This window comes from Neolewinella litorea (genome assembly GCF_004803465.1).
GTDB classification, from domain to species: Bacteria; Bacteroidota; Bacteroidia; order Chitinophagales; family Saprospiraceae; genus Neolewinella; species Neolewinella litorea.
This window is the reverse complement of sequence record NZ_SRSF01000001.1, coordinates 1,023,525-1,043,503: the sequence shown is the minus strand read 5'-3', so window position 1 is coordinate 1,043,503 and position 19,979 is coordinate 1,023,525. Positions and strand designations below refer to the sequence as shown.

At 62.3% G+C, this 19,979-nt stretch carries 13 protein-coding genes; 6 read left to right on the top strand and 7 right to left on the bottom strand.

Annotated features, from left to right (window positions below; genetic code table 11):
• The 3 genes from E4021_RS04305 (at position 1) to E4021_RS04295 (ending at position 3,404) form a co-directional block, all read left to right on the top strand.
• Entirely contained in the window at positions 1-1,458 is a 1,458-nt protein-coding gene (locus E4021_RS04305) for a tagaturonate reductase (protein WP_136456680.1), read from the top strand.
• A 4-nt stretch (positions 1,459-1,462) separates the two neighbouring features.
• On the top strand, positions 1,463-2,359 hold the full coding sequence (locus tag E4021_RS04300; RefSeq protein ID WP_136456678.1) for an alpha/beta hydrolase: 897 nt from the start codon (positions 1,463-1,465) through the stop codon (positions 2,357-2,359).
• A 94-nt stretch (positions 2,360-2,453) separates the two neighbouring features.
• Positions 2,454-3,404, top strand: coding sequence for an alpha/beta hydrolase (locus E4021_RS04295; protein WP_136456676.1), 951 nt, complete (start codon positions 2,454-2,456; stop codon positions 3,402-3,404).
• Positions 3,405-3,635: 231 nt separating this feature from the next.
• Here the strand turns inward: E4021_RS04295 and E4021_RS04290 are convergent, their stop codons facing one another.
• From E4021_RS04290 to E4021_RS04260, 7 genes are all read right to left on the bottom strand, one after another.
• Complete coding sequence (locus tag E4021_RS04290; protein WP_246050221.1) at positions 3,636-5,294, bottom strand: DUF4957 domain-containing protein; 1,659 nt, start codon at positions 5,292-5,294, stop codon at positions 3,636-3,638.
• Between the two features lie 46 nt (positions 5,295-5,340).
• Positions 5,341-7,161 (bottom strand): RagB/SusD family nutrient uptake outer membrane protein, encoded by a 1,821-nt coding sequence (locus E4021_RS04285; RefSeq protein ID WP_136456672.1) that lies wholly within the window; start codon positions 7,159-7,161, stop codon positions 5,341-5,343.
• Between the two features lie 24 nt (positions 7,162-7,185).
• Positions 7,186-10,449, bottom strand: a complete 3,264-nt coding sequence (locus tag E4021_RS04280; RefSeq protein WP_136456670.1) for a SusC/RagA family TonB-linked outer membrane protein — start codon at positions 10,447-10,449, stop codon at positions 7,186-7,188.
• Between the two features lie 155 nt (positions 10,450-10,604).
• The gene (locus E4021_RS04275; protein WP_136456668.1) at positions 10,605-11,870 is read right to left on the bottom strand and encodes a glycoside hydrolase family 88/105 protein; all 1,266 of its coding nucleotides are present in this window, start codon (positions 11,868-11,870) and stop codon (positions 10,605-10,607) included.
• 29 nt (positions 11,871-11,899) lie between these two features.
• Positions 11,900-13,126 carry a DUF4861 domain-containing protein gene (locus E4021_RS04270; protein ID WP_136456666.1) on the bottom strand — a complete coding sequence of 409 codons (1,227 nt, stop codon included), beginning with the start codon at positions 13,124-13,126 and terminating at the stop codon, positions 11,900-11,902.
• Between the two features lie 3 nt (positions 13,127-13,129).
• Entirely contained in the window at positions 13,130-14,083 is a 954-nt protein-coding gene (locus tag E4021_RS04265; protein ID WP_136456664.1) for a pectinesterase family protein, read from the bottom strand.
• On the bottom strand, positions 14,080-15,678 hold the full coding sequence (locus E4021_RS04260; protein ID WP_246050220.1) for a glycoside hydrolase family 43 protein: 1,599 nt from the start codon (positions 15,676-15,678) through the stop codon (positions 14,080-14,082). The genes E4021_RS04265 and E4021_RS04260 overlap by 4 nt, the downstream gene beginning before the upstream one ends.
• 313 nt (positions 15,679-15,991) lie before the next feature.
• Between E4021_RS04260 and E4021_RS04255 the strand changes: the two genes are divergently transcribed.
• From E4021_RS04255 to uvrB, 3 genes are all read left to right on the top strand, one after another.
• The gene (locus E4021_RS04255) at positions 15,992-17,017 is read left to right on the top strand and encodes an MBL fold metallo-hydrolase (RefSeq protein ID WP_136456662.1); all 1,026 of its coding nucleotides are present in this window, start codon (positions 15,992-15,994) and stop codon (positions 17,015-17,017) included.
• A gap of 94 nt (positions 17,018-17,111) precedes the next feature.
• On the top strand, positions 17,112-17,804 hold the full coding sequence (trmD, locus tag E4021_RS04250; RefSeq protein WP_136456660.1) for a tRNA (guanosine(37)-N1)-methyltransferase TrmD: 693 nt from the start codon (positions 17,112-17,114) through the stop codon (positions 17,802-17,804).
• A gap of 66 nt (positions 17,805-17,870) precedes the next feature.
• Positions 17,871-19,916 (top strand): excinuclease ABC subunit UvrB, encoded by a 2,046-nt coding sequence (gene uvrB, locus E4021_RS04245; RefSeq protein WP_136456658.1) that lies wholly within the window; start codon positions 17,871-17,873, stop codon positions 19,914-19,916.
• Positions 19,917-19,979: the final 63 nt, after the last annotated feature.

Below are 19,979 nucleotides of genomic sequence, written 5' to 3'. Positions count from 1 at the left end.
ATGCAAGCACTCAACCGTACCACCGCCAACGTCGACGCCCCACCACCCGAACGCGTACTCCAGTTTGGCGGCGGCAACTTCCTGCGCGGCTTTGCCGACTGGATACTGCACGAATTTAATCAGAAGCAATCCGCCGCGCTGGGCGTGCTGGTGGCCAACAATTCCGACCGGCAGATCTATTCCGACTGGCAGGCCCAGGATGGACTCTACCACGTGTTGACCCGCGGCATCCGTCAGGGGAAGACGGTCGACCGCGCCGCCCTGATCACCAACATCAGCCGCGTCATCAGTATGGACGTCGACTGGGATACCTTCCTGCGGTCGGCCGAACAACCGGAACTGCGCTACATCATCTCCAATACCACCGAAGCCGGCGTCCGGTTTTCCGAAAGCGATCGACCCGGCACGAACGGGCCACCCGACGAATTTCCCGGCAAACTGACCGCCTGGCTCCACCGGCGGTTTCAGCACTTTTCCGGAGACGGCGAGCGCGGGTGCATCGTGCTGCCCATGGAACTCCTCGTTGACAACGGAGCCGTCCTGCGCGGCATCGTGCTGCGCTACGCCGCCCACTGGAACCTGGAACCCGCCTTCGCCGAATGGATCCGCCAACATTGCACTTTTTGCAACACGCTGGTCGACCGCATCGTGCCCGGAGTAGGGAAAAAGGAACGGACGGAAGTGTGGGAACAGATCGGCTACGAGGACGCGGCCGTCACCCAGGGTGAGCCCTACCACCTGCTGGCCATCGAGGCACCCGCGGCGGTACGGGAGGAACTGCCCCTCGACCGCATTGGGCTGAACATCATTTTTACCGACGATCTCACCCCCTACCGCCGCAGCAAGGTGGCTATCCTCAACGGAGCCCACACCGCCATGGTGCCGGTGGGCTACCTCAGCGGCAAGGAAACGGTGCGCGAAACCGTGGAGGATGCGACTACAGGCGCTTTTGTGCGGGAATTACTCTTCGAAGAGGTCATTCCCGTTCTCGACTTGCCCGGGGTGGACCTGGAGGCCTTTGCCGATGATATCCTGGACCGCTTCCGCAACCCCTTCATCCACCATCGCCTGCTGAGCATCTCGCTGAATTCCGTCTCGAAGTTCCGGGAACGGGTGCTGCCGTCGCTGCTGGCCTACCTGGACCAGCGCGGAGCGCCGCCGGCCCGGATGGTGCTGGCGCTCGCCGCTCTGGTCCGATTTTACCGGGGAGATTTGCACGGCGAACCGATCCCGCTGAACGACGACGACTGGGCCATAGATTTTCTCGGCCAGGCCTGGGAGGACTACGGCGCCGCGGAGGGTGCGGACCTACTGGCGGCCCGCGTGTTGGGCTGGGAGCGCGCCTGGGGGCGCGATTTGTCCGATCACGGTGAACTCGCCGCCGAACTCTCCGGCGCCCTGCAGCGCATTGGGCGCGAGGGCATGGCGTGCGCCGTTAAGCAAACCCTGAAAAGCTGATCTCATGTACCATCTGCTACTCCTGGCCCTATTTTTCTCGACTGCTCCGGTATTGGCACAGGAAACCCGGCCCCTTTACCCCGGAGAAGTTCCCAATTCCCGGCCGGTGCCCGACCCGGAGACGACCGAGCAGCGCCCCTCCGGCGGGCGGGCCATCAGCAAGGTGGCCGTGCCGGAACTGACCGCCTACCGACCCGCGCACCCCAACGGCCGGGCGGTGATCATCTGTCCGGGGGGAGGCTACGCCCGCCTCGCCTACGACAAGGAAGGGGTGTGGGTGGCCGAACGGTTGGCCGCAGACAGCATCACGGCTTTCGTGCTCAAGTACCGGATTCCCCAGGACGCGACGAACGTAGATAAATCGCTCGCCCCGCTGATGGATGCGCAACAGGCCATTCGTACGGTACGCCAGAATGCTGCTGCTTACGGGGTTGATCCACACCAAATCGGGATCATGGGTTTCTCGGCCGGTGGCCACCTGGCCGCCACCGCCGCCACGCGCTTTTCGCTGCCGGCCGATCCGAATGAGACGGACACCACCTCCGTGCGGCCCGATTTCGTCGCCTTGTTGTACCCCGTCGTCTCCTTTGATTCCACCATCACCCACACCGGCTCGCGCCGCAACCTCATTGGCGATCTGCCCGGTGAAGCACAGGTGCACCTGTTCAGCGCCGACGAGCAGGTGGGTCCGCAGACGCCGCCCGCCTTTCTCGTCCACGCCGCCGACGACCGCGCCGTTCCTGTACAGAACAGCCTCCGCTTCTACGAGAACTGCCTGCGAAACGAAGTACCCGTGGAAATGCACCTCTATCCCTCCGGCGGCCACGGTTTCGGACTGCGCAACCCGACTACTCCGGACGACTGGATGGAGCGCTTTACCAACTGGCTCCGCATCCTGTAAGGCCCCCGGCACCCGCGTCCGCGCCGCCAGTTGTTCCCTGAAGGGGCGGGGTCGCAGGTGCCGGGCATTTTGGAAACGCAATAGTATCCGGTTTATGAAGGCATACTTTTTACTCCCGCTTTTGGTGTCCGGCGGACTCCTGGCCCAATCGGACTACCACCCGCGGGATACTACTTACTCCATTCATTCCTCCTACGAGAAGATCCGCCGCAGCCATCCGGAGGTGCGCCCCGTATACCCCCGCTTGCCGGCGGGCGTGCTCGCCGATACTAACCTGGTATATACCAGTGTAGAGAACGGCCGGCAACTTTACCTCGACGTTTTTCGACGGTTGGAGGAGCGTGGTCCCCGACCGGGCGTGCTGCTAATCCACGGGGGCGGATGGACCACCGGGTCGAAGGAAAACCAGATCCCCATGGCCCAGCAACTGGCCGACCGCGGCTACGTTACCGTCACCCCGGAATATCGCCTGAGCGCGGAAGCCCCGTATCCTTCGGGCGTGAAGGACCTGAAGCAGGCCCTGCGTTGGATGCGCGCCCACGCCACGGAATACGGGATCGACAGCAATCGTATCGCCGTGTACGGCGCCTCGGCCGGGGCTCACCTGGCTTCGCTGCTGGGCGTTACGGCGGAGCGGAGCCTGTACGATACCCTCGGACCGTGGCAGGGTCATTCCGCGCAGGTTCAGGCCGTGCTGAACATCGACGGCATTGTATCCTTCGTGCACCCGGAGGCGGAACCCGAGTGGACCGGGCGTTCAGCCAACGCCTGGCTGGGAGACTATGCCGTACACCAGGACCGCTGGCGGGAGGCTTCGCCGCTGGAGTACGTGGATCGGCACGCGCCGCCCTTCCTGTTCGTCAACAGCTCCTATCCCCGCTTCCACGCAGGCCGTGACGACCTGTTTAGGATGCTGGACGAGCAGGGTATTTACCACGAGGATCACACCTTCCCGGATTCCCCCCACGCCTTCTGGCTACTGGATCCGTGGTTCGAGCCGACGCTGGAATTGACGGTGCAGTTTCTGAAGCGCGTCTTCCCCTGACCGACGCTGGCGGCTCTGTCCTGTAACCCCGGAGCGGTCTGAGCGGTTCCGAGGGTACACGCCACTCATTTCTATCCGGCGCCGGGTGGCGGGGGAATTCATTCCGGTTCCCAGCAGGCTGGGGTGGCCTAAAATTGGGAGTTGCTGCCCAGGCCGTAAACAGGAAGCGCCCGGAATATCCGGGCGCTTCAGTTGGAATGGATGCGAATAAGAAATCAAACAGGGATGGCCTCAGAAGGGGCGCCAGCGGGGGTCGCCGCTGTCCCGGATTCCGGCAAACCCACTGTCCTGGAAGTTAAAATTCAGTTGATCCGGTGCCACCCAGAGTTCATCGGCGGTTCCGCTGTAAACCAGGCTGGGGAAGCCCGGTATCTCCGAGCCGGCGGTGAAGGCAAAATCGGCGGTACCGTAAGTATTCACGACGTTGAAGTTGGTATTCTCCAGCCCGTCGTAGATGCCGCGCACGGCGGTGTTTCCGGTTTCTCCCTCGTCCCAGGCTGGACCCCAGATGGTATTGGTGATGGTAATGCCGTCGAGGACGTTGCTGAGGAGACCTTCCTCGCCGCGCCAGCGGAAGATGATGCCGTCGGGGTCACCTACTTCGTTGAGGGTGCAGTTGTCGATGGTGATGCTTTGGGCGTTCTGCCGGGATTGCATGAATACGTGGACCTTGGAAAAGGTGCTGTTGGTCAGCGTGATGTTGTCGAAGGCGGCGTTGCCCACCCCGTCGGTATCGGCGGTGAGGATACCGTAGCCTCCGATGTGGTGGACCAGCGAGTTGTTGATGGTGAAATTGCTCACGAACATCTGGTTGCGGATGCGGATGATTCCCCGGAAATGATTGATGATGCAGTTCTCGAAGGTCAGTTCGTTCACTACCGTTCGCGTGTCCAGCTTGGGGTTGAACACGTAGTCGCCGCCGATGTCTTCACCCCGCAGCTCCACGTCGATGAAGCGTACGTGGTCGATGGTAGCTCCTTCGGCGAAGTTCCAGTTGCCGGTGGTATAGAGCACCGTTTTAACGCTGCCGAAGCCGTAGGCTGAAGTGATGGTGATCGACTTGTCGAGCGGTTCTTTCGGCAGATTGTACACGAATCCTTTTTGGAGTACGATGACTTGGCCGTCCTGCGCCATGGCGATGGCCGCTTCCAGGGTATCGGGATTGCTCGAGTTGCTCAGGTTGATGACGTTGGGATCGTTGAGGTCGATGGCGCTGGCGATGGTGGTGAAGAGGTCCCAGCCCCGCAGCGTTTCTCCCTCGGTCCCGCTGTAGATGGCGATCTGGTATTCCGTTTCGGCCTTGAGCCCGCTTACGATAAAGGCTCCGGTGTCCTGGGCCACGGCATCCACTTCAAAGGTCTGCAAGGGATCGGTCAGCCGCTCGTCGCTGCCCCGGAACACCCGGATGTGGGTAATTGGCGCTCCGGCTACCTGCCAGCGTACCCGGGCCAGGGCATCGAGCAGGTCTCCTTCGGTCGGACTGATCAGCACGGAAGGGAAGCGTTCGGTGCGCACGTCGCCGAGGTCGGAAGGGCGGCTGTCAAAGGCCGCCTCGGCGGCGTGGGCGGTGGCCCGCACCTGGTAGAGGGTGGCGTAGAGCAGAGATTCCCCATTGAGGGTTTCCTCGTTGATGACCACGTAGTGGGTGTCGCTTTCGATCGTGTAAAGGACGGAAGCGAAGGAGTCGCGGCTCACCTCGATGGTGTACGAGGTGGCTTCCCGGATGTTGCCCATATTGACGATGATGGTGTTGAGTTCGGCTTCCAGGGGCTCGTTGAGGACCGGCCGAAAAAGGCGGGTCTCTTCGAAGAATTCTTCCTTTTCACAGCCGGCGAAGAGCAGCAGGGCGCCCCCCAGCAGTATGAGGCACAGTTTGGGCAGGATTGTCATGGACTGTTTCATTGATAATGCTTGAATAAGTGAGTTGACGGGGGGATCAGAATGCGTAGCCGTCGTTGGAAAGGGTGCCCTGGCTGTTGGTGATGGCCTCCTCCGGTACGGGGAAGATGTAGCGTACGGTACCCGGTTTGGGGCCTTCGTCTATGTAGTTTCTCCAGTCCTTGAGGATCCACTCGTCGTAGACGGTCACCTCGTCGTTAAGCGCGATGAGCCACGGTTCACGATTCCAGGTGTCGTCCGGCGGAGCGGCCACCTCGGTGTCGGGGTTGAGCACTACGAAGTTGCCGCTCTCGTCCACCTTCCAGTAGATGTAGTCGGGCAGTTCGGCGTACTGGCCGGAGCCCTCCATGGCCGAATCGGCCATTTTCTTCAGGGTAGTGACGGTCTCGGCCATTTTTTCGGAGTAGTTGCCCCAGCGGATGAGCTCGTACTTGCGGATCATCTCCCCGCCGAACTCCCAGGCGCGTTCGTTCACGATGGCCTCAAAGAAAGTCTCTTTTCCGGCGGACACGTCGGCCACGTAGGCGTCGACCTTCTCCCCCCAGTCGGCTTCGTCGAAGGCGCGGCGGCGGACCCGTTTGAGCGACTCCTGGGCCAGGGCCGTAGGACCGTTCAGTTCGTTCTCGGCTTCGGCGTGCATCAATATGACGTCGGAGTAGCGCAGCATGGGCCAGTTGATGCCGGTCCCCTTGGCGGAGGAGGCCCCAGGGGGGGAATCCAGGTCCCAGCGACTCCATTTTCCCTGCGCGATGTTGGAGATCCCGCCGCGGGCGAATTCAATCTCCCCGTCGGTGTTGATCATGTAAAGGGCGCAGGTGACGTCGCGCCGGATATCGGCCGTGTCGAAGGAATAAAAGTAGGACGGGGGCATGGCCATGTAGTTATTGCCCGAGCCGTAGTCGTGGGAAGCCGTGGCCCCACCCTGAACGGTGACGCCGATGTTCCAGCCCACGTCGCCGTTGCCGATGGCGAAGGGCACCTCAAAGAGGATGTCGCTGTTCACCGGCGAAATGAACTTGGCGTTGTTGAGAAACACCTGCCGGAAGTCTTCGGGCAGCGGACGGTCCTTGAGGGCCATCAGCTTTTCGGTGTACTTCTTTGCGATCTGGTAGTAGTCCAGGTAGTCGGCTTCCCGTGCCTGTGTCAGGTCGGGTTTGAGGTAGTAGCCTCCCCGCTGCAGCGACAGGCGGGCGATCATGCCCAAGGTGTATTCGCGATTTACCTGCTCGATCCCGTAGGGCAGGTCCTCCGCCCACAGCATCCTGCCTTCGATGTCGATCATGTCCTGGATGACTTCACTGAGGATAAAGTTGCGGTCGGTTTTTTCCAGGAAAAAGTCGTTGCCCGCCTTGGGTGCCTCCCGGACGTAAGGCACATCGCCCCAGTAGAAAGCCAGGATGCTGTACCAGTACGCCCGCAGCGTGTAGGCTTCGCCCAGCAGGTGGTTCATGGTGCGGGTCGTGAGCGCGTCCTCGGAGGCGAGGGCGGGACTGTTTTCAATGCCGTCGATGGCGATGTTGGCATCCCGGATGGCCTGATAGGCGGCGTTCCAGACGCGGCGCAGGTCGTTATTGCTCGACAGGGCCTCGAGGTCCCAGATCTGGTAGCGGTCGGAGGAACTCGTCCAGCCGCTCTGCCGCTCGATGTCGGTGTTGCCCGTCATATTGTTCGAGAGCCGGGAACGGAAGGCATCCTCGCCGAAGGGTTCGTAGATGGCGTTGACCCCTTTGCGGGCGTCGTCGACATTGGAGAACACGTAGTTGGTGTCGAAGGTAGAGATGGACTCCGGTTCGAGGAAGTCCTGACAGGCGGAGAGGCAGGTTACCGCGAGTACCGCCAGTATAGCTTTGTATAGCATGATTGATCGATTGCAGTAGGCGAATTAGAAATTGAGGTTGACCCCGAAGGTGTAGGAACGGCTTCGCGGGAAGGAGGAGAAATCTACCCCGGGGGTCAGGGCGGCGTAGGAGGAGCTGCGGGAAGTGCTCACTTCGGGGTCGTAGCCCGAGTAGTTCGTCAGCAGCCACAGGTTGTTGCCGGTCAGGTAGAAGCGGAGGCTGGAAATGCCGATCCGCGACGTCAGGTCGTTGGGCAGGGTATAGCCCACGTTGAGGTTGTTGAGACGCAGGAAGGAACCGTCCTCCACGGCCCAGTCGGAGATCACGGCCTGGGCCACGCCGAAGCTGTTGTGCGACCAGATGTTCTTGCCCGCGTTCAGTTCGGCGAGCTGATCGAGGTCGGTCACGATGCCCCCCGGGGTGCCGGTGTAGGAACCGTCCACGTCGAGGTAGGTGAAGCGGTTGTCGAGGCTCATGGTTTCCAGCAGGTTGCCGTAGGTGACGCGCCGGAACTGGTTGTACTGGATCTTGCCGGTGTTGTAGACGTCGTTGCCGTACGACCAGTTGAAGAAGACCGAGGCGTCGAACCCTTTAATGCGGGCGTCGAAGCCGAACCCGCCCTGGTGCTTCGGCAGGGTGTTGCCGATCACGCGGCGGTCGTCGCTGGTGATCTCGCCGTCGCCGTTAATGTCCTTCAGCTTCATGAAGCCGGGCCGGACGTTGGGGTTGCCCACAGTCGCGCCCGAGTTGGCGATGCCGTCGCGGAGGGTATAGGCGTCCGCGGCGGGGTCGTAGCCGGTGAAGTCGTCGGTGGTGTAGTAGCCGTCGGCCACGTAGCCGTAGATGTCACCCAGGGTACCTCCGACGGTGAGCAGGAAGTCGTTCTGGTCCTTGAGGTCGGTGCTCGCCCAGTTCGACTGGAAGAAGCGGCTCTCCGTTCCCCCGAGGTCCTCGACCCGGGCGCGGTTGACGCCAACGTTGAAGGTGGCGGAGACGGAAAACTCAGGACGGCTAACGAGGTAGGTGGTCAGTCCCAGTTCCACGCCGCGGTTGGAGGTGGAGCCGATGTTGTCCCACTGAGTGGTGAACCCCGTATTGGACGGGATCGAAGAGCGAAGCAGCAGGTCCTCGGTGGTATTCTTGTACAGGTCGAAGGCGCCGTACACCATGCCGTCGAAGAAGGAGAAGTCCAGTCCTAAATTCCGGTTGATGGTCGTTTCCCACTTGATGAAGGGATTGTAGAGGGTACTGCCGGATGGCGTATAGTAGACGTTGTCGACGTTGTTGAAGCCGGGGCCGCGGTTGGAAGTCCCCACGAAGAGGAACTGGGTGGCGGTGGCGTCTACGCGGTCGTTGCCCGTCTCACCGTAGCTCACGCGGAGTTTCAGCTCCTGCAGCCAGTCGGCGTTCTCCAGGAAGGCCTCTTCGGTGAGTTTCCAGCCCAGGGCCACGGCGGGGAAGTAGCCGACGCGGTTGCCCGCGGCAAATTTGCTCGAGGCGTCGGAGCGCAGGGTGCCGGTGATCAGGTAGCGGTCGTTGAGCGAGTAGTTCACGCGGCCGAAGAACGAAAGCCGGTTGGAGTTGGTGTAGACCTGGGTTTCGTGCCGGTCGGTACGCCCGAAGGTCATGTTCGCAAAGAGTTCCTCGGGGGAGATGGAACGTCGGAAATCCTCGGCGCGCAGGAAGTCGGCCTCGCCGCCGTTGGAGTAGATCTCGTGGCCGAGCAGGAAGTCCAGGTTCTGGTTCTTCAGCGACACCAGCCGGTAGGAGAGGGTATTCAACCAGCGGTAGGACGTGCGCTCGATGCTCGTCTTTTCGCCCAGGGGCAGGTTGCCGCCGTTGTTGAAGGATTCGCTGGTGAGGGGGCCGAAATAGCGCAGGCGCTTCTCGAAGCTGCGGGAGCCGGTAAAGGTGGTTTTCGCGATCAGGTTGTCGACGATGTTCCACCCCAGGGCGGCGTTGAAGATGTAGTCGTTGTCGGTGGTGCGCCGCCAGTCCTGCTTGGCCAGTTCGGTAGGATTGACCAGGCTGCGCAGGAAGCTCTGGAAGTCGTCGGATTCGTTGACGGTGTTCAGGTCGATCTCGAGCTCGTCGGCCACGCCGTTTACGGGGCGCGTCTGTACTGCATCCTGGATCCGGATCTGGGCCGAGCCGGAGGTACCCGCTCCGTCAACCACCGTATTGGTGATGCGCGCGCCGGCTTCCAGGATGAGCCGGTCGGAGAGGTCTTGCTCCAGTTTGAAGTTGAGGGCATTGCGCCGGAAGCCGGACCCGATCAAGAGTCCCTCATCGGTATTGTTGGTGAGGCTCAGGCTCAGTTTGGTAGCCTGGCTACCGCCGCTGAGGCTCAGGTTGTGGTACTGCGACAGGCGGGGGTCGCCGAAGAGTTCATCCTGCCAGTCGGTGCCCCGCTTCTGCTGATACAGCTCCAGGTCGTCGTACTTGCCGAAGAAGCGCTCAAAATTGCGCACGTCCGCCTCGGACCGAACCGCGGCGTACTCGTAGTTCGCCAGCGCGAATTCGTAGGGGGAGAGTACGTCGTAGGAGCGGTTGGTGGGCAATTCCTTGGCCTGTACGTAGCCGTTGTAATTGATGTTGATCTTACCGGCCACCGGGCGCTTGGTGGTGATCACGATCACCCCGTTGGAGGCCTGGGCCCCGTAGATCGCCGTAGCGGCGGCGTCTTTGAGTACACTTATACTGGCGATGTCCGTCGGCGGGATGTCGCGGATGCTGCCGACGATAAACCCATCGACCACGTAGAGCGGCGAGTTGTCCTGGGTGATGGATCCCCCGCCCCGTACCCGGATGACTACCTCGGCATCGGGGGAGCCGTCGGTGGTCAGGACGTTCACGCCGGGCAGGCGGCCGGTGATCGCCTGGGCGGCGCTGGCGTAGGGGGTGGCGGCCAGTTTTTCGCCGGAGACGGAGGCCACGGAGCCCGTCAGGTCCGATCGCCTTACCGTACCGTATCCTACGACCACCACTTCATCCAGCAGGGAGGCCTCGGCGGAAAGTTCCACATCGATCACCTCCCGGTTGCCGACGGCCACCTCCTGGGAACCGTAGCCGGTATAAGAAAATACCAGGGTATCCGCGGGGGCGGCGCCGACGTCGTACTTGCCGTCGAAATCGGTCACCGAACCCGTACCCGTGTTTTTGACCATTATGGTTACGCCGATCAGGGGCTCGCCTTCCAGATCGGTAACCGTACCGGTGACGGTGCCCTGCGCGCTCAGGTCCGGGGGAAAGACCCCCAGCAGGAACAGCAGTACGCCGAAGATAATGTTGTACTCTTTTTGTCGCATGATCATAAATTTTATAATACTGGTGAGCCGAAAAGCATATATGGCAAAGGAAGTGAAAGCATAGGGCGGTAGCCGAATTAGGGGGCATGCATGAATTCACATAAGCTGTGCAGCATTTATCCTCCGGCAACCTGGCGTACGTTCCGCCGCTTCGCTTATAATTTTGAAGTGGACGACGCCTTCTCGAATTCGAGGCTGGCCCGCATGAAGGGCCCGATCCCTTTTGGGTCGTTGTCGCGCACGGGTTCGCTGATGTAGTATTCAAAGGATCCGTCGCGGTAGGGGTCTCCCCCCAGTCCGGCCACCGAGCAACCCTGCGTCAGGTGCACGGATCCGTCGGGGTCGACGCGGATAAAGGTCTCCAGGATGCCGTCAAAGCTCTCCTGAGCCAGCTTCCGGTACCGTTCATCCAGGTACCCTTCGTTGGCCCCCTTGATCATGGCGTAGGTGAACATGCAGCTGGCGGTCGATTCCAGGTAGTTGCCTTCGCGTTCGGGCAGGTCGAGTACCTGCCACCAGGTTTTGGTGGCGGGGTCCCTTACCTCCATCACGGCCTCCAGGGTGCGGTTCAGAATGGCGAGGAGCTCCGGCCGCTGGGGGTGGTCGGCGGGAAAAAAGTCGAGAACGTCCACCAGTCCCATACAATACCAGCCCACGGCGCGGCCCCAGAAATGGTCGGAAAGACCGGTTTCGGGGTCGGACCAGCGCTGCAGGCGGCTTTCGTCCCAGCCGTGGTAGAGCAGACCCGTTGCCGGATCACGCATCTTCTTTTCGGCCAGGATAAATTGCTCGGCGATGTGGTCGAAAGCCTCCGGGCGGTCGAACTTTTGGGCGTACTCGGCCTGGAAAGGCTCGCCCATGAAGAGCCCATCGAGCCAGATCTGCCAGGGGTAGCGCAGTTTGTGCCAGTAGCCGCCCTCCGTTGTGCGCGGCTGCCATTCCAGCTGCCGCATCAGCGTGTTCATGGCGGTGCGGTACTTTTCTTCACCGGTCTCCTCGTACAGGTCCATAAGCAGGGGGCCGGGGGCGATGTAGTCGATGTTGAACTTGGTCAGCTCATAGTCGCGGATCTCACCCTCGGCGTTGATCATGGTGTCGCCGTACCCCCGGGCGTAGGCCACAAAGGCCGGATCCCCGTGTTGCTTGCCAACTTCGGCGATGGACTGCAGGACCAGGCCCAGGGTGTAGTTCCAGCGGGGCTTCTCCTGAAAGTCGTTCCGCCAGGCCTCGGGCGCGCGCTGCATGATGCTAAGGGCCATCCTTTCCGACCAGGGGCGGGTATCCTTGATGGCCACCGAAACGGCGGGTGGGGGGGCGGTGCCGGTTTCCGTTTCGGGGGCGGTACACGCGGGTGCCAGGGCAAGCAGCAGGATGGCCGCGGCCATCCCGCCGAGTAAGTTGGTCAGTGATTTATGGTACATATCGTTTGTCGTTTTGCGGAAACGGTGCGTTAGCGCCGGGAAAATGAAGGGGCGAGGGGGGCGTTGAGCCGCTGCAGTTGCTCCTCCAGGTAGCTGGTGAAGGCTTCGCGCGTTTTGATGGCTTGGGGGTCCATTTCCCAGGCCGCGAGAAAGTAATAGGTCAGCTGCCGGTCGCGGGGGGTCAGCACCACCACGTGGCTGTGGGTATCTTCCGTGACCTGCTGCAGATCGGAGCTGCGGTACAGGACGGCCAGACCGAGCAGGTCGCCGGCGAGGCTCTGAGGCCCCCAGGTGGCCAGGTAGGCCCAGTCCCCGGCTTGTCCCTGGAGTACCTCACCCTGCTCCAGCTTCACGATGCCGGTGGCCAGGTTGTCGAGGGGGTCGGAGAGGGCGACGTCGTGGCGCGTCAACCGACTGCCGGCGTGAATGGAAAGTTCGGAGACCACGTCCGTGGTGCGGTCGCCCACCGTCCAACCGTGGTAGCGGGTGCGGATGCGGCTTTCCACGGGCCCGTTGGCGACGATGGCGGCAGAAACCGAATCGGTCTGTTCCACCCGCAGGGCCCCCGCCTCGTGCCAAGTGGCGAGGGAGCCTACGCCCAGCGCCTTGCCCACCTTGAGTACGTCCATGCCCCAGTCGGCCGGTTCGTGGTAGGAATCGAAGCCGTCCTGACCCACGTCCTGCAGCACCATGTCCGTGGTGCGCTTGCCGAATACGTCGGTGGCATTGCGCCAGTCGAGGTAGAAACGGTACCCGACGAGGTCCGACTCCCACCCGGGACCCTCGTACCGCAGGTACCAGGAATGATCGGTGTGCTCGGGAGGCACGGTGAGGGAATCAACGTTGCGGAAGGTACCGCCCAGGTATTCCCGGTCTTGCCACCGTCCGTTGATCTTGTGGGAGAGCTCCGCCTGGGTGCGCTGCGGGAAATTCGGCACCGCTTCCCCCTCCTTCAGGGGATGCACCGCAACGGTCTGCTGCTCCCGGGCGGCCAGGTCCAGCAGCAGCACGTAGCCATCGGTGCGGCCGTCGCGATCCTCGTCCAAAGCTTGGTAGGGCACGTTTTTGCCGGCTACGGAGAAGCGGACGGGGGTGTCCGGATCGAGGATCGGGACGTCGGCGAGGTCGAGGCGCACTACGCCATCCGCATGGGGGACGTTCTGTGTGTTGACGACGGTAAAGGTGTCTCCCGCCTGGGCCGAGAGGCCAAAGGACGATCCGAGGAGAAGTCCCAGAAATATGAATGATCTTGGCATAGGTCAGTCTGCCATGACAGGCAGGGTAAAGGGTTTGAAAATTTCGGATTTCCGGTAGCGGGCCGCCCTGGCACGGCTCAGTTGGTGACTCCACGGCACCCGCGCGCCGCCAGCCGCTCCCGCTCCTGTATTGCCGTATTCGGCGTAAAAAACGGTGGCTTCGCGCGACGGATCGCTCCAGTTGTCCCAGCCCGCCGCCACGATGTGGTCGCCCAGTTCACAGTTGATGAAGGCGGTCTTCGCGTGCGCACGCCAGGGCCGGCCCAGATAGACCGCATCCACGCCGGGGGCGGCGGTGAGTCGGCAGTTAAGAAAGACGAAACCGAAGTCGCGTCCTTCCGGGGTGCTGGCGGCGGTAATGTAGGAATCGGCCTTGCTGTGGATGGTGCAGTCCTCGAACAGGGCGGTAGCGGCCCCGAAGATGAAGTCGGTGGTTCCTTCGATGTAGCAGTTCTTGTAGTATTGGCGGGTGTTCAAGCCGTCGGCGTAGAGGGTATCCTGGTGGCCCAGAAAGCGACAATCGAAGAACCGGGCGCGGTCGGCTTCCACGGCCACGGCTACGGCCTGCCCCACCGGTCCGGCGGTATTCTCCACGGTGAGGTTGCGGGCGAGAAATTCGTCGCCGCGCACCAGCAGGGTAGGGGTATGAAACGTACTGTTGCGCCCCCGATCGATCCCGTCGAAGTGGTCGCCGAAACGGATGATGGTGGCCGCGGCGCTTTCCCCCTCCAGGGTCAGGCGGTTGTTCCAGGCGTGGACGCTGACTTTCTCCCGGTAGGTGCCGTTCTTGATGTGGATGGTGATGCGCTTATCCGGAAAGGCCTTGGCGGCATCGATCGCGTCCTGTATGCGGGTGAATTCCGCGGAGCCGTCGGCCGCCACATAGAGGTCGGTGGCGTACTGGGCCGGCAGGGCGGCGGTGGACAGTAGGGCAAGAAGTACGATCAGGTGTTTCATGGCGTGATTCTGAACCAGTCGTAATTGGCGTAACCGCCGTCGTTTTCCCGGCGGTCGCGGGAGGCAAACAATCCCATTTTTGCGCCGATCCATTTGCCCTCGCGGGCCTGGAAGGGGGGACCGAGGGGGGTAAATTGTTTGTTGTCGATGCTGTAGGCAAAGCGGGTCATTCCCCCCGGCAAGACGGTCAGGCGGAGATATACTTCCGGCTGCTCGAGGGGCGTGGTGGCCAGGGTGCGTTCCGGCGCTCCGTTCTCGGCATTTAGGCACTGGACGGACTTCAGCCGGAGCTGGCCTTCGACCCGTTCGACGGCCAGGTAGGCGTAGTCGCGTCCCATCATGATCAGTCCGGTGTGCTCGCCGTCGAAATGCGGGTAGAACGTCACCTTCGTAGTGGCCGTAAAGGATTCGGCCGGCAATTTGGCGAGCAGCAGGTGGGGGGCGTCCCAGAGATTGCGCATACCGGCGGTGACCACCGGGTTCAACCGCAGGTAACCGAGGGCCGTCGGGAAGGCCCAGGTGGCATCCGGATTGGCCTGCCACTGCCACTGCAGCCCAAGCCGGGGGGCATCGAACTCATCGTCGGCCACCTGAGCCGCGGGTGTGGACCGGTGAGTAGTGCGGGGTACGGCATGGGAGGATACGGGTTCACCGATGCCGTCCTGGTTGTGGTCCACGCCGATCCGCAGCCAATCGTCTTCCCAGTGGGCGGGTTGCAGGTGGACAATGCGCCCGTAGGGTTGCTTTTCCTGGAAGTGGACGAACCAGTCGTCGCCGTTGGCCAGTTCGACCCAGGCGCCCTGGTGGGGACCGTTGACGTCGGTGTCTCCCTGGTGCAGGACGACCTGCTCGGAGTAGGGGCCGTAGACGTTGCGGGAGCGGAGGACGGTCTGCCAGCCGGTGGCCACGCCGCCGGCGGGCGCCAGTATGTAGTAGTAGCCGTTGCGCTTGTGGAATTTGGTGCCCTCAATGGTTCCGTGCGCCGCGTGGCCGTCGAATACCAGTACGCCGTCGTCGAGGAGCTCCCGGCCGTCGGGCGACATCTCGTGGACCACCACCACGCTCTTGATGCCAGCGCGGCTGCCGGCGAAGGCGTGGACCAGATAGGCCTTGCCGTCGTCGTCCCAGAGGGGACAGGGGTCGATCCAGCCCTTGGCGGCCCGGACCAGCACGGGGTCTTCCCAGGCACCGGCGGGGTCCTGCGTACGTACCATATAGATACCGAAATCGGGGTCGCCCCAGTAGATATAGAAGTAACCGTCGTGGAAGCGGATGGCGGGTGCCCACACCCCGTTCCCGTGCTGGGGTTGGGCGAAGGTGTCCAGGGGCACCTGCCGGGGCAGGGCGTGATTGATGAGTTGCCAGTGCACCAGGTCGCGCGAATGCAGGATGGGGAGCCCGGGGGCGGCATTGAAACTGGAGGCCGTCAGGTAGAAGTCATCGCCTACCCGCAGTACGTCGGGGTCGGAATAATCGGCGTGCAGGATGGGGTTGCGGTAGGAATCGCGGTCCGGATCCGGACCGGCCGACTGCCCGCAAAGGGTGACCAAAGTGGAGTGGGCCGTCAATACCGCAAATAGAAGGTAGCGTTTCACTGAGTAAGCTTGGCCGCTGGTTGCCGGCCGGGGCCGGGTCGCGGGGAATGATCGACTGGCCGATCGGTCATCCGGGGTTTCCGATCGTGCGTTTCGTAAATGTATTCTGAGCGGGAAGTGGGCGCGCGCGCAGGATTTCACAACGTGTGCACCCTTTTTCACTTTCCGGGTTAAATCCTGGTTCAGCGGTCGTCCGGCCGGGCAGGGACCGGAGGTTCAGGTTCAGTTTTGATGCCAGGGTCAACACGCCGCCGCCAAACCGACTTTGCACCTTTGACCGCTTTTTGCACCCGCGTACGCGCCAAAAGAACCTATGGAATACCTGCTCAATCCTGCCTTACCCGTACACCCCGACCAGGCGGGCCGGTGGCGGGGCAACCCCATCGTGGACGGTGAATTTCAGTACCTGCAGCACCCCTTCCGGGCCAGCTGGCCGCCGCTGCTGAAGATGTTGCTCTCCCCGAATCCGCAGCGGGCGCAGAAGAAGGCCGACCCTTGGGTGCCGCCCGTGGCGCAGGATGTGCGGTATCTCGAAGACCGGAAGCGCAACTACATCGTCTGGCTGGGCCACGCCTGTTTTCTGATGCAGTTGAACGGAATTCGCTTCCTGACCGACCCCCAACTGGCGGATATGCCGTTGGTGCCGCGCCGGGTGCATCCGCCCTTCGATTACCGCGAGCTGCGGGGGATCGATTATCTCCTGCTGAGCCACGATCACCGCGACCACGTCGACGAACAGTGCATACGTGCGATCTGCGCGAATAACACCATCCGCAAAATTTTGGCCCCGCTCCGCATGACCGACGTGATCGGCGACTGGGTGGGCGGCACCCCAATCGAGGAGGCGGCCTGGTTCCAGCGCTACGACCTGGCGGGCACCGGGGTGGAGGTGTACTTCCTACCTACCCGCCACTGGTGCAGGCGGGGGATCACCGACTTCAACCGGCGACTGTGGGGAAGTTTCATGTTCACGGTGGGGGAGGGAGAAAGCCGGCGGCGCATCTACTTCGGCGGCGACAGCGCCGAGACACCCTACTGGAAGGAAATCGGAACCATGTTCCCCGACATCGACGTGGCGCTGCTCGGCATCGGCGCCTACAAACCAGACTACATGATGCAAAGCAACCACGCCGATCCGGCCGAGGCCTTCAGCGGCTACCGCGACCTCGGCGCGCACTACTGGTGGCCCATGCACCACGGAACCTACGACCTGAGTTTTGAGCCTCCCTCCGAGCCTATCCTGTGGGCGGCCCGGCTGATGAACGAGCACGGACTGGCCGATCAGCTGGTGCAGCCGGCGGTGAATGAGCCGTGGTGGATGCCGGGGGCGGGGGGATGACTGGTCCGACCGGTAAGTGATCGGACCACTTTAGTCGTCCGACCACTATGCAGCAGGACCAGGTCTTACTTTTGCCCCAGCCAACCCCGACATCTTGCACATCGACATCATCTCCACCGTCCCGGAACTCCTCGACAGCCCGCTGTCCCACTCGATCCTGCAGCGCGCGCAGGACAAGGGGCTGCTGACCGTCCGCGTGCACGACTTGCGCCCCTACGGCATTGGCAAGCACAACAGCGTCGACGACTACCAATTCGGCGGCGGCGCCGGAATGGTCATGCGCTGCGAACCCCTGGCCGCCCTGATCGACGAACTGCGCGAGCAGCGGCAGTACGACGAAGTGATCTACCTCACCCCCGACGGGGAGCGATACGCCCAGCGCCGCGCCAACCGACTCAGCCTCTGCCAGAATCTGCTGCTCATCTGCGGCCACTACAAAGGCATCGACGAGCGGATCCGGGAAGCGTACGTAACCATCGAGATCAGCATCGGCGATTACGTGCTGTCGGGCGGCGAACTGGCGGCTGCGGTGTTGGTCGACAGCATCGGCCGACTCCTGCCCGGCGTGATCGGCGACGAAACCAGCGCCCTTACTGACACTTTTCAGGACGACCTCCTCGCCCCGCCCGTCTACACCCGTCCGGCCGAATGGCGGGGCCGCGAGGTACCCCCGATCCTCCGCAGCGGCGACACGGGTGCCATCGAGGCGTGGCGCGAAGAACAGGCCCTGGAGCGTACCCGCGAGCGGCGGCCCGACCTGCTGGACGAGGACGCAGCAGACGCCTGAGGTGACCGCCGCCGACCAACAATTGGCCTCGCCACCGGTTCCCCAATAGACCCGCAACCGACCCCTATGGCCTTCAACCTGACCTCGAAATTTTCCCCCACCGGTGACCAACCCACGGCCATCGAGAAACTGGTCCACGGCGTACGCGAGGGCGAACGCTCCCAGGTCCTGTTGGGCGTCACCGGCTCCGGCAAGACCTTCACCATGGCCAACGCCATCGCCCAGCTGAACCGCCCCACGCTGGTGCTTACCCACAACAAAACCCTTACGGCCCAGCTGTACGGGGAGTTCAAAGAATTCTTCCCGGACAACGCCGTGGAGTACTTCGTGAGCTACTACGACTACTACCAGCCGGAAGCCTACATCTCCACCTCCGATACCTACATCGAGAAGGACCTGGCCATCAACGAGGAGGTCGACAAGCTCCGCCTGCGCGCCACCTCCAACCTGCTGAGCGGCCGCCGCGACATCATCATCGTCGCCTCCGTGTCGGTCATCTACGGTATGGGAAACCCCGAAGACTACAAATCAGGCATCATCCGCCTCGAAGTGGGCCAAACCAAAAGCCGCAACGGATTCCTTTACGACCTGGTCGACAGTCTCTACAGCCGCACGGAGACCGACTTCCGCCGCGCCACTTTCCGCGTACGGGGTGATACGGTGGACATCAACCTGCCTTACGTGGATTTCGGCTACCGCGTGGTGTTCTTCGGCGACGAGATCGAAAGTATCGAGCGCATCGAGATCGAATCTGGCAAGCGCATCGAAACCATGCGCAACGCCGCCATCTTCCCCGCCAACCTCTACGTGGCCCCCAAGGAGCGGCTCAACGGCATCATCCGCAACATCGAGGATGAGCTCTACGAACAGGAACGCTACTTCGAGAAAGAAGGCCGCCTGCTGGAAGCCAAGCGCATCCACGAGCGCACCAGCTTCGACCTCGAAATGATGCGCGAACTCGGCTACTGCAACGGAGTGGAAAACTACAGCCGCTTCTTCGACGGCCGCCGCCCGGGCACGCGGCCCTTCTGCCTGCTGGATTACTTCCCGGACGACTACCTGATGATCATTGACGAGAGCCACGTAACCGTCCCGCAGGTGCGCGGCATGTTCGGCGGCGACCGTGCGCGGAAGCTGTCCCTGGTCAATTTCGGCTTTCGCCTGCCCTCGGCCATGGACAACCGCCCGCTCAATTTTACCGAATTTGAAAGCCTAATCAACCAGGTGGTGTACGTATCGGCCACGCCCGGCGATTACGAACTCGAGCAGACGGGCGGCGAGATCGTCGAGCAACTCATCCGGCCCACCGGACTGCTCGATCCACCCATTGAGATCCGGCCCAGCCTCAACCAGATCGACGACCTAATTGAGGAGATCGACGAGCGCCGCAAGGTCAACGAACGCGTACTGGTCACCACCCTCACCAAACGCATGAGCGAGGAACTCACGAGCTACTTCGCCAACATGAACATCAAGGTGCGCTACATCCACTCCGAAGTCGATACCATGGAGCGCGTGGAGATCCTGCGCGACCTGCGCCTCGGGGAGTTCGACGTACTGGTGGGGGTCAACCTGCTGCGGGAAGGACTCGACCTGCCGGAAGTCTCCCTGGTAGCCATCCTGGACGCCGACAAGGAAGGATTCCTGCGCAACGAACGCAGCCTAACCCAGACCGCGGGCCGGGCCGCGCGCAACAGCAACGGACTGGTCATTTTCTACGCCGATGTCATGACCGATTCCATGCGGCGCACCATTGACGAGACCAACCGTCGCCGCACCATCCAGATGGCCTACAACGAAGAGAACGGCATCACCCCGGAGACCCTCGCCAAAACGCGCGAGGAGATCATCAACCGCAGTACCATCCTCGACATTCGTGGCCGCAAGGGCCGGCAGGCCTACGTCGAATCCACCCAGCCCAGTCTGGCCGCCGATCCCGTGCTGCAGGCCATGACCAAGGAGCAGATCGAGATGGCCATCCAGGAGTCGGAACGCAAAATGAAGAAAGCCGCCAAGGAACTCGACTTCATGAGCGCGGCCCAGTACCGCGACGAGGTTTTCGCCCTGAAAGCCAAACTCAAAATGGGCACCATGGTCCTCAAGGAGAACTGAATTTGTCCCGGGGCGCGCCCGCGGGTGTCGGGACTAACACTGCACGGCCGTCCGGGAGGGTTC

Coding starts and splice junctions, on each gene's coding strand:
- E4021_RS04300 (WP_136456678.1), top strand. CDS start 1,463: ATGTACCATCTGCTACTCCTGGCCCTATTTTTCTCGACTGCTCCGGTA.
- E4021_RS04295 (WP_136456676.1), top strand. CDS start 2,454: ATGAAGGCATACTTTTTACTCCCGCTTTTGGTGTCCGGCGGACTCCTG.
- uvrB (WP_136456658.1), top strand. CDS start 17,871: ATGGCCTTCAACCTGACCTCGAAATTTTCCCCCACCGGTGACCAACCC.
- E4021_RS04290 (WP_246050221.1), bottom strand. CDS start 5,294: ATGACAATCCTGCCCAAACTGTGCCTCATACTGCTGGGGGGCGCCCTG.
- E4021_RS04305 (WP_136456680.1), top strand. CDS start 1: ATGCAAGCACTCAACCGTACCACCGCCAACGTCGACGCCCCACCACCC.
- E4021_RS04270 (WP_136456666.1), bottom strand. CDS start 13,126: ATGCCAAGATCATTCATATTTCTGGGACTTCTCCTCGGATCGTCCTTT.
- E4021_RS04255 (WP_136456662.1), top strand. CDS start 15,992: ATGGAATACCTGCTCAATCCTGCCTTACCCGTACACCCCGACCAGGCG.
- E4021_RS04285 (WP_136456672.1), bottom strand. CDS start 7,161: ATGCTATACAAAGCTATACTGGCGGTACTCGCGGTAACCTGCCTCTCC.
- E4021_RS04275 (WP_136456668.1), bottom strand. CDS start 11,870: ATGTACCATAAATCACTGACCAACTTACTCGGCGGGATGGCCGCGGCC.
- E4021_RS04280 (WP_136456670.1), bottom strand. CDS start 10,449: ATGCGACAAAAAGAGTACAACATTATCTTCGGCGTACTGCTGTTCCTG.
- E4021_RS04265 (WP_136456664.1), bottom strand. CDS start 14,083: ATGAAACACCTGATCGTACTTCTTGCCCTACTGTCCACCGCCGCCCTG.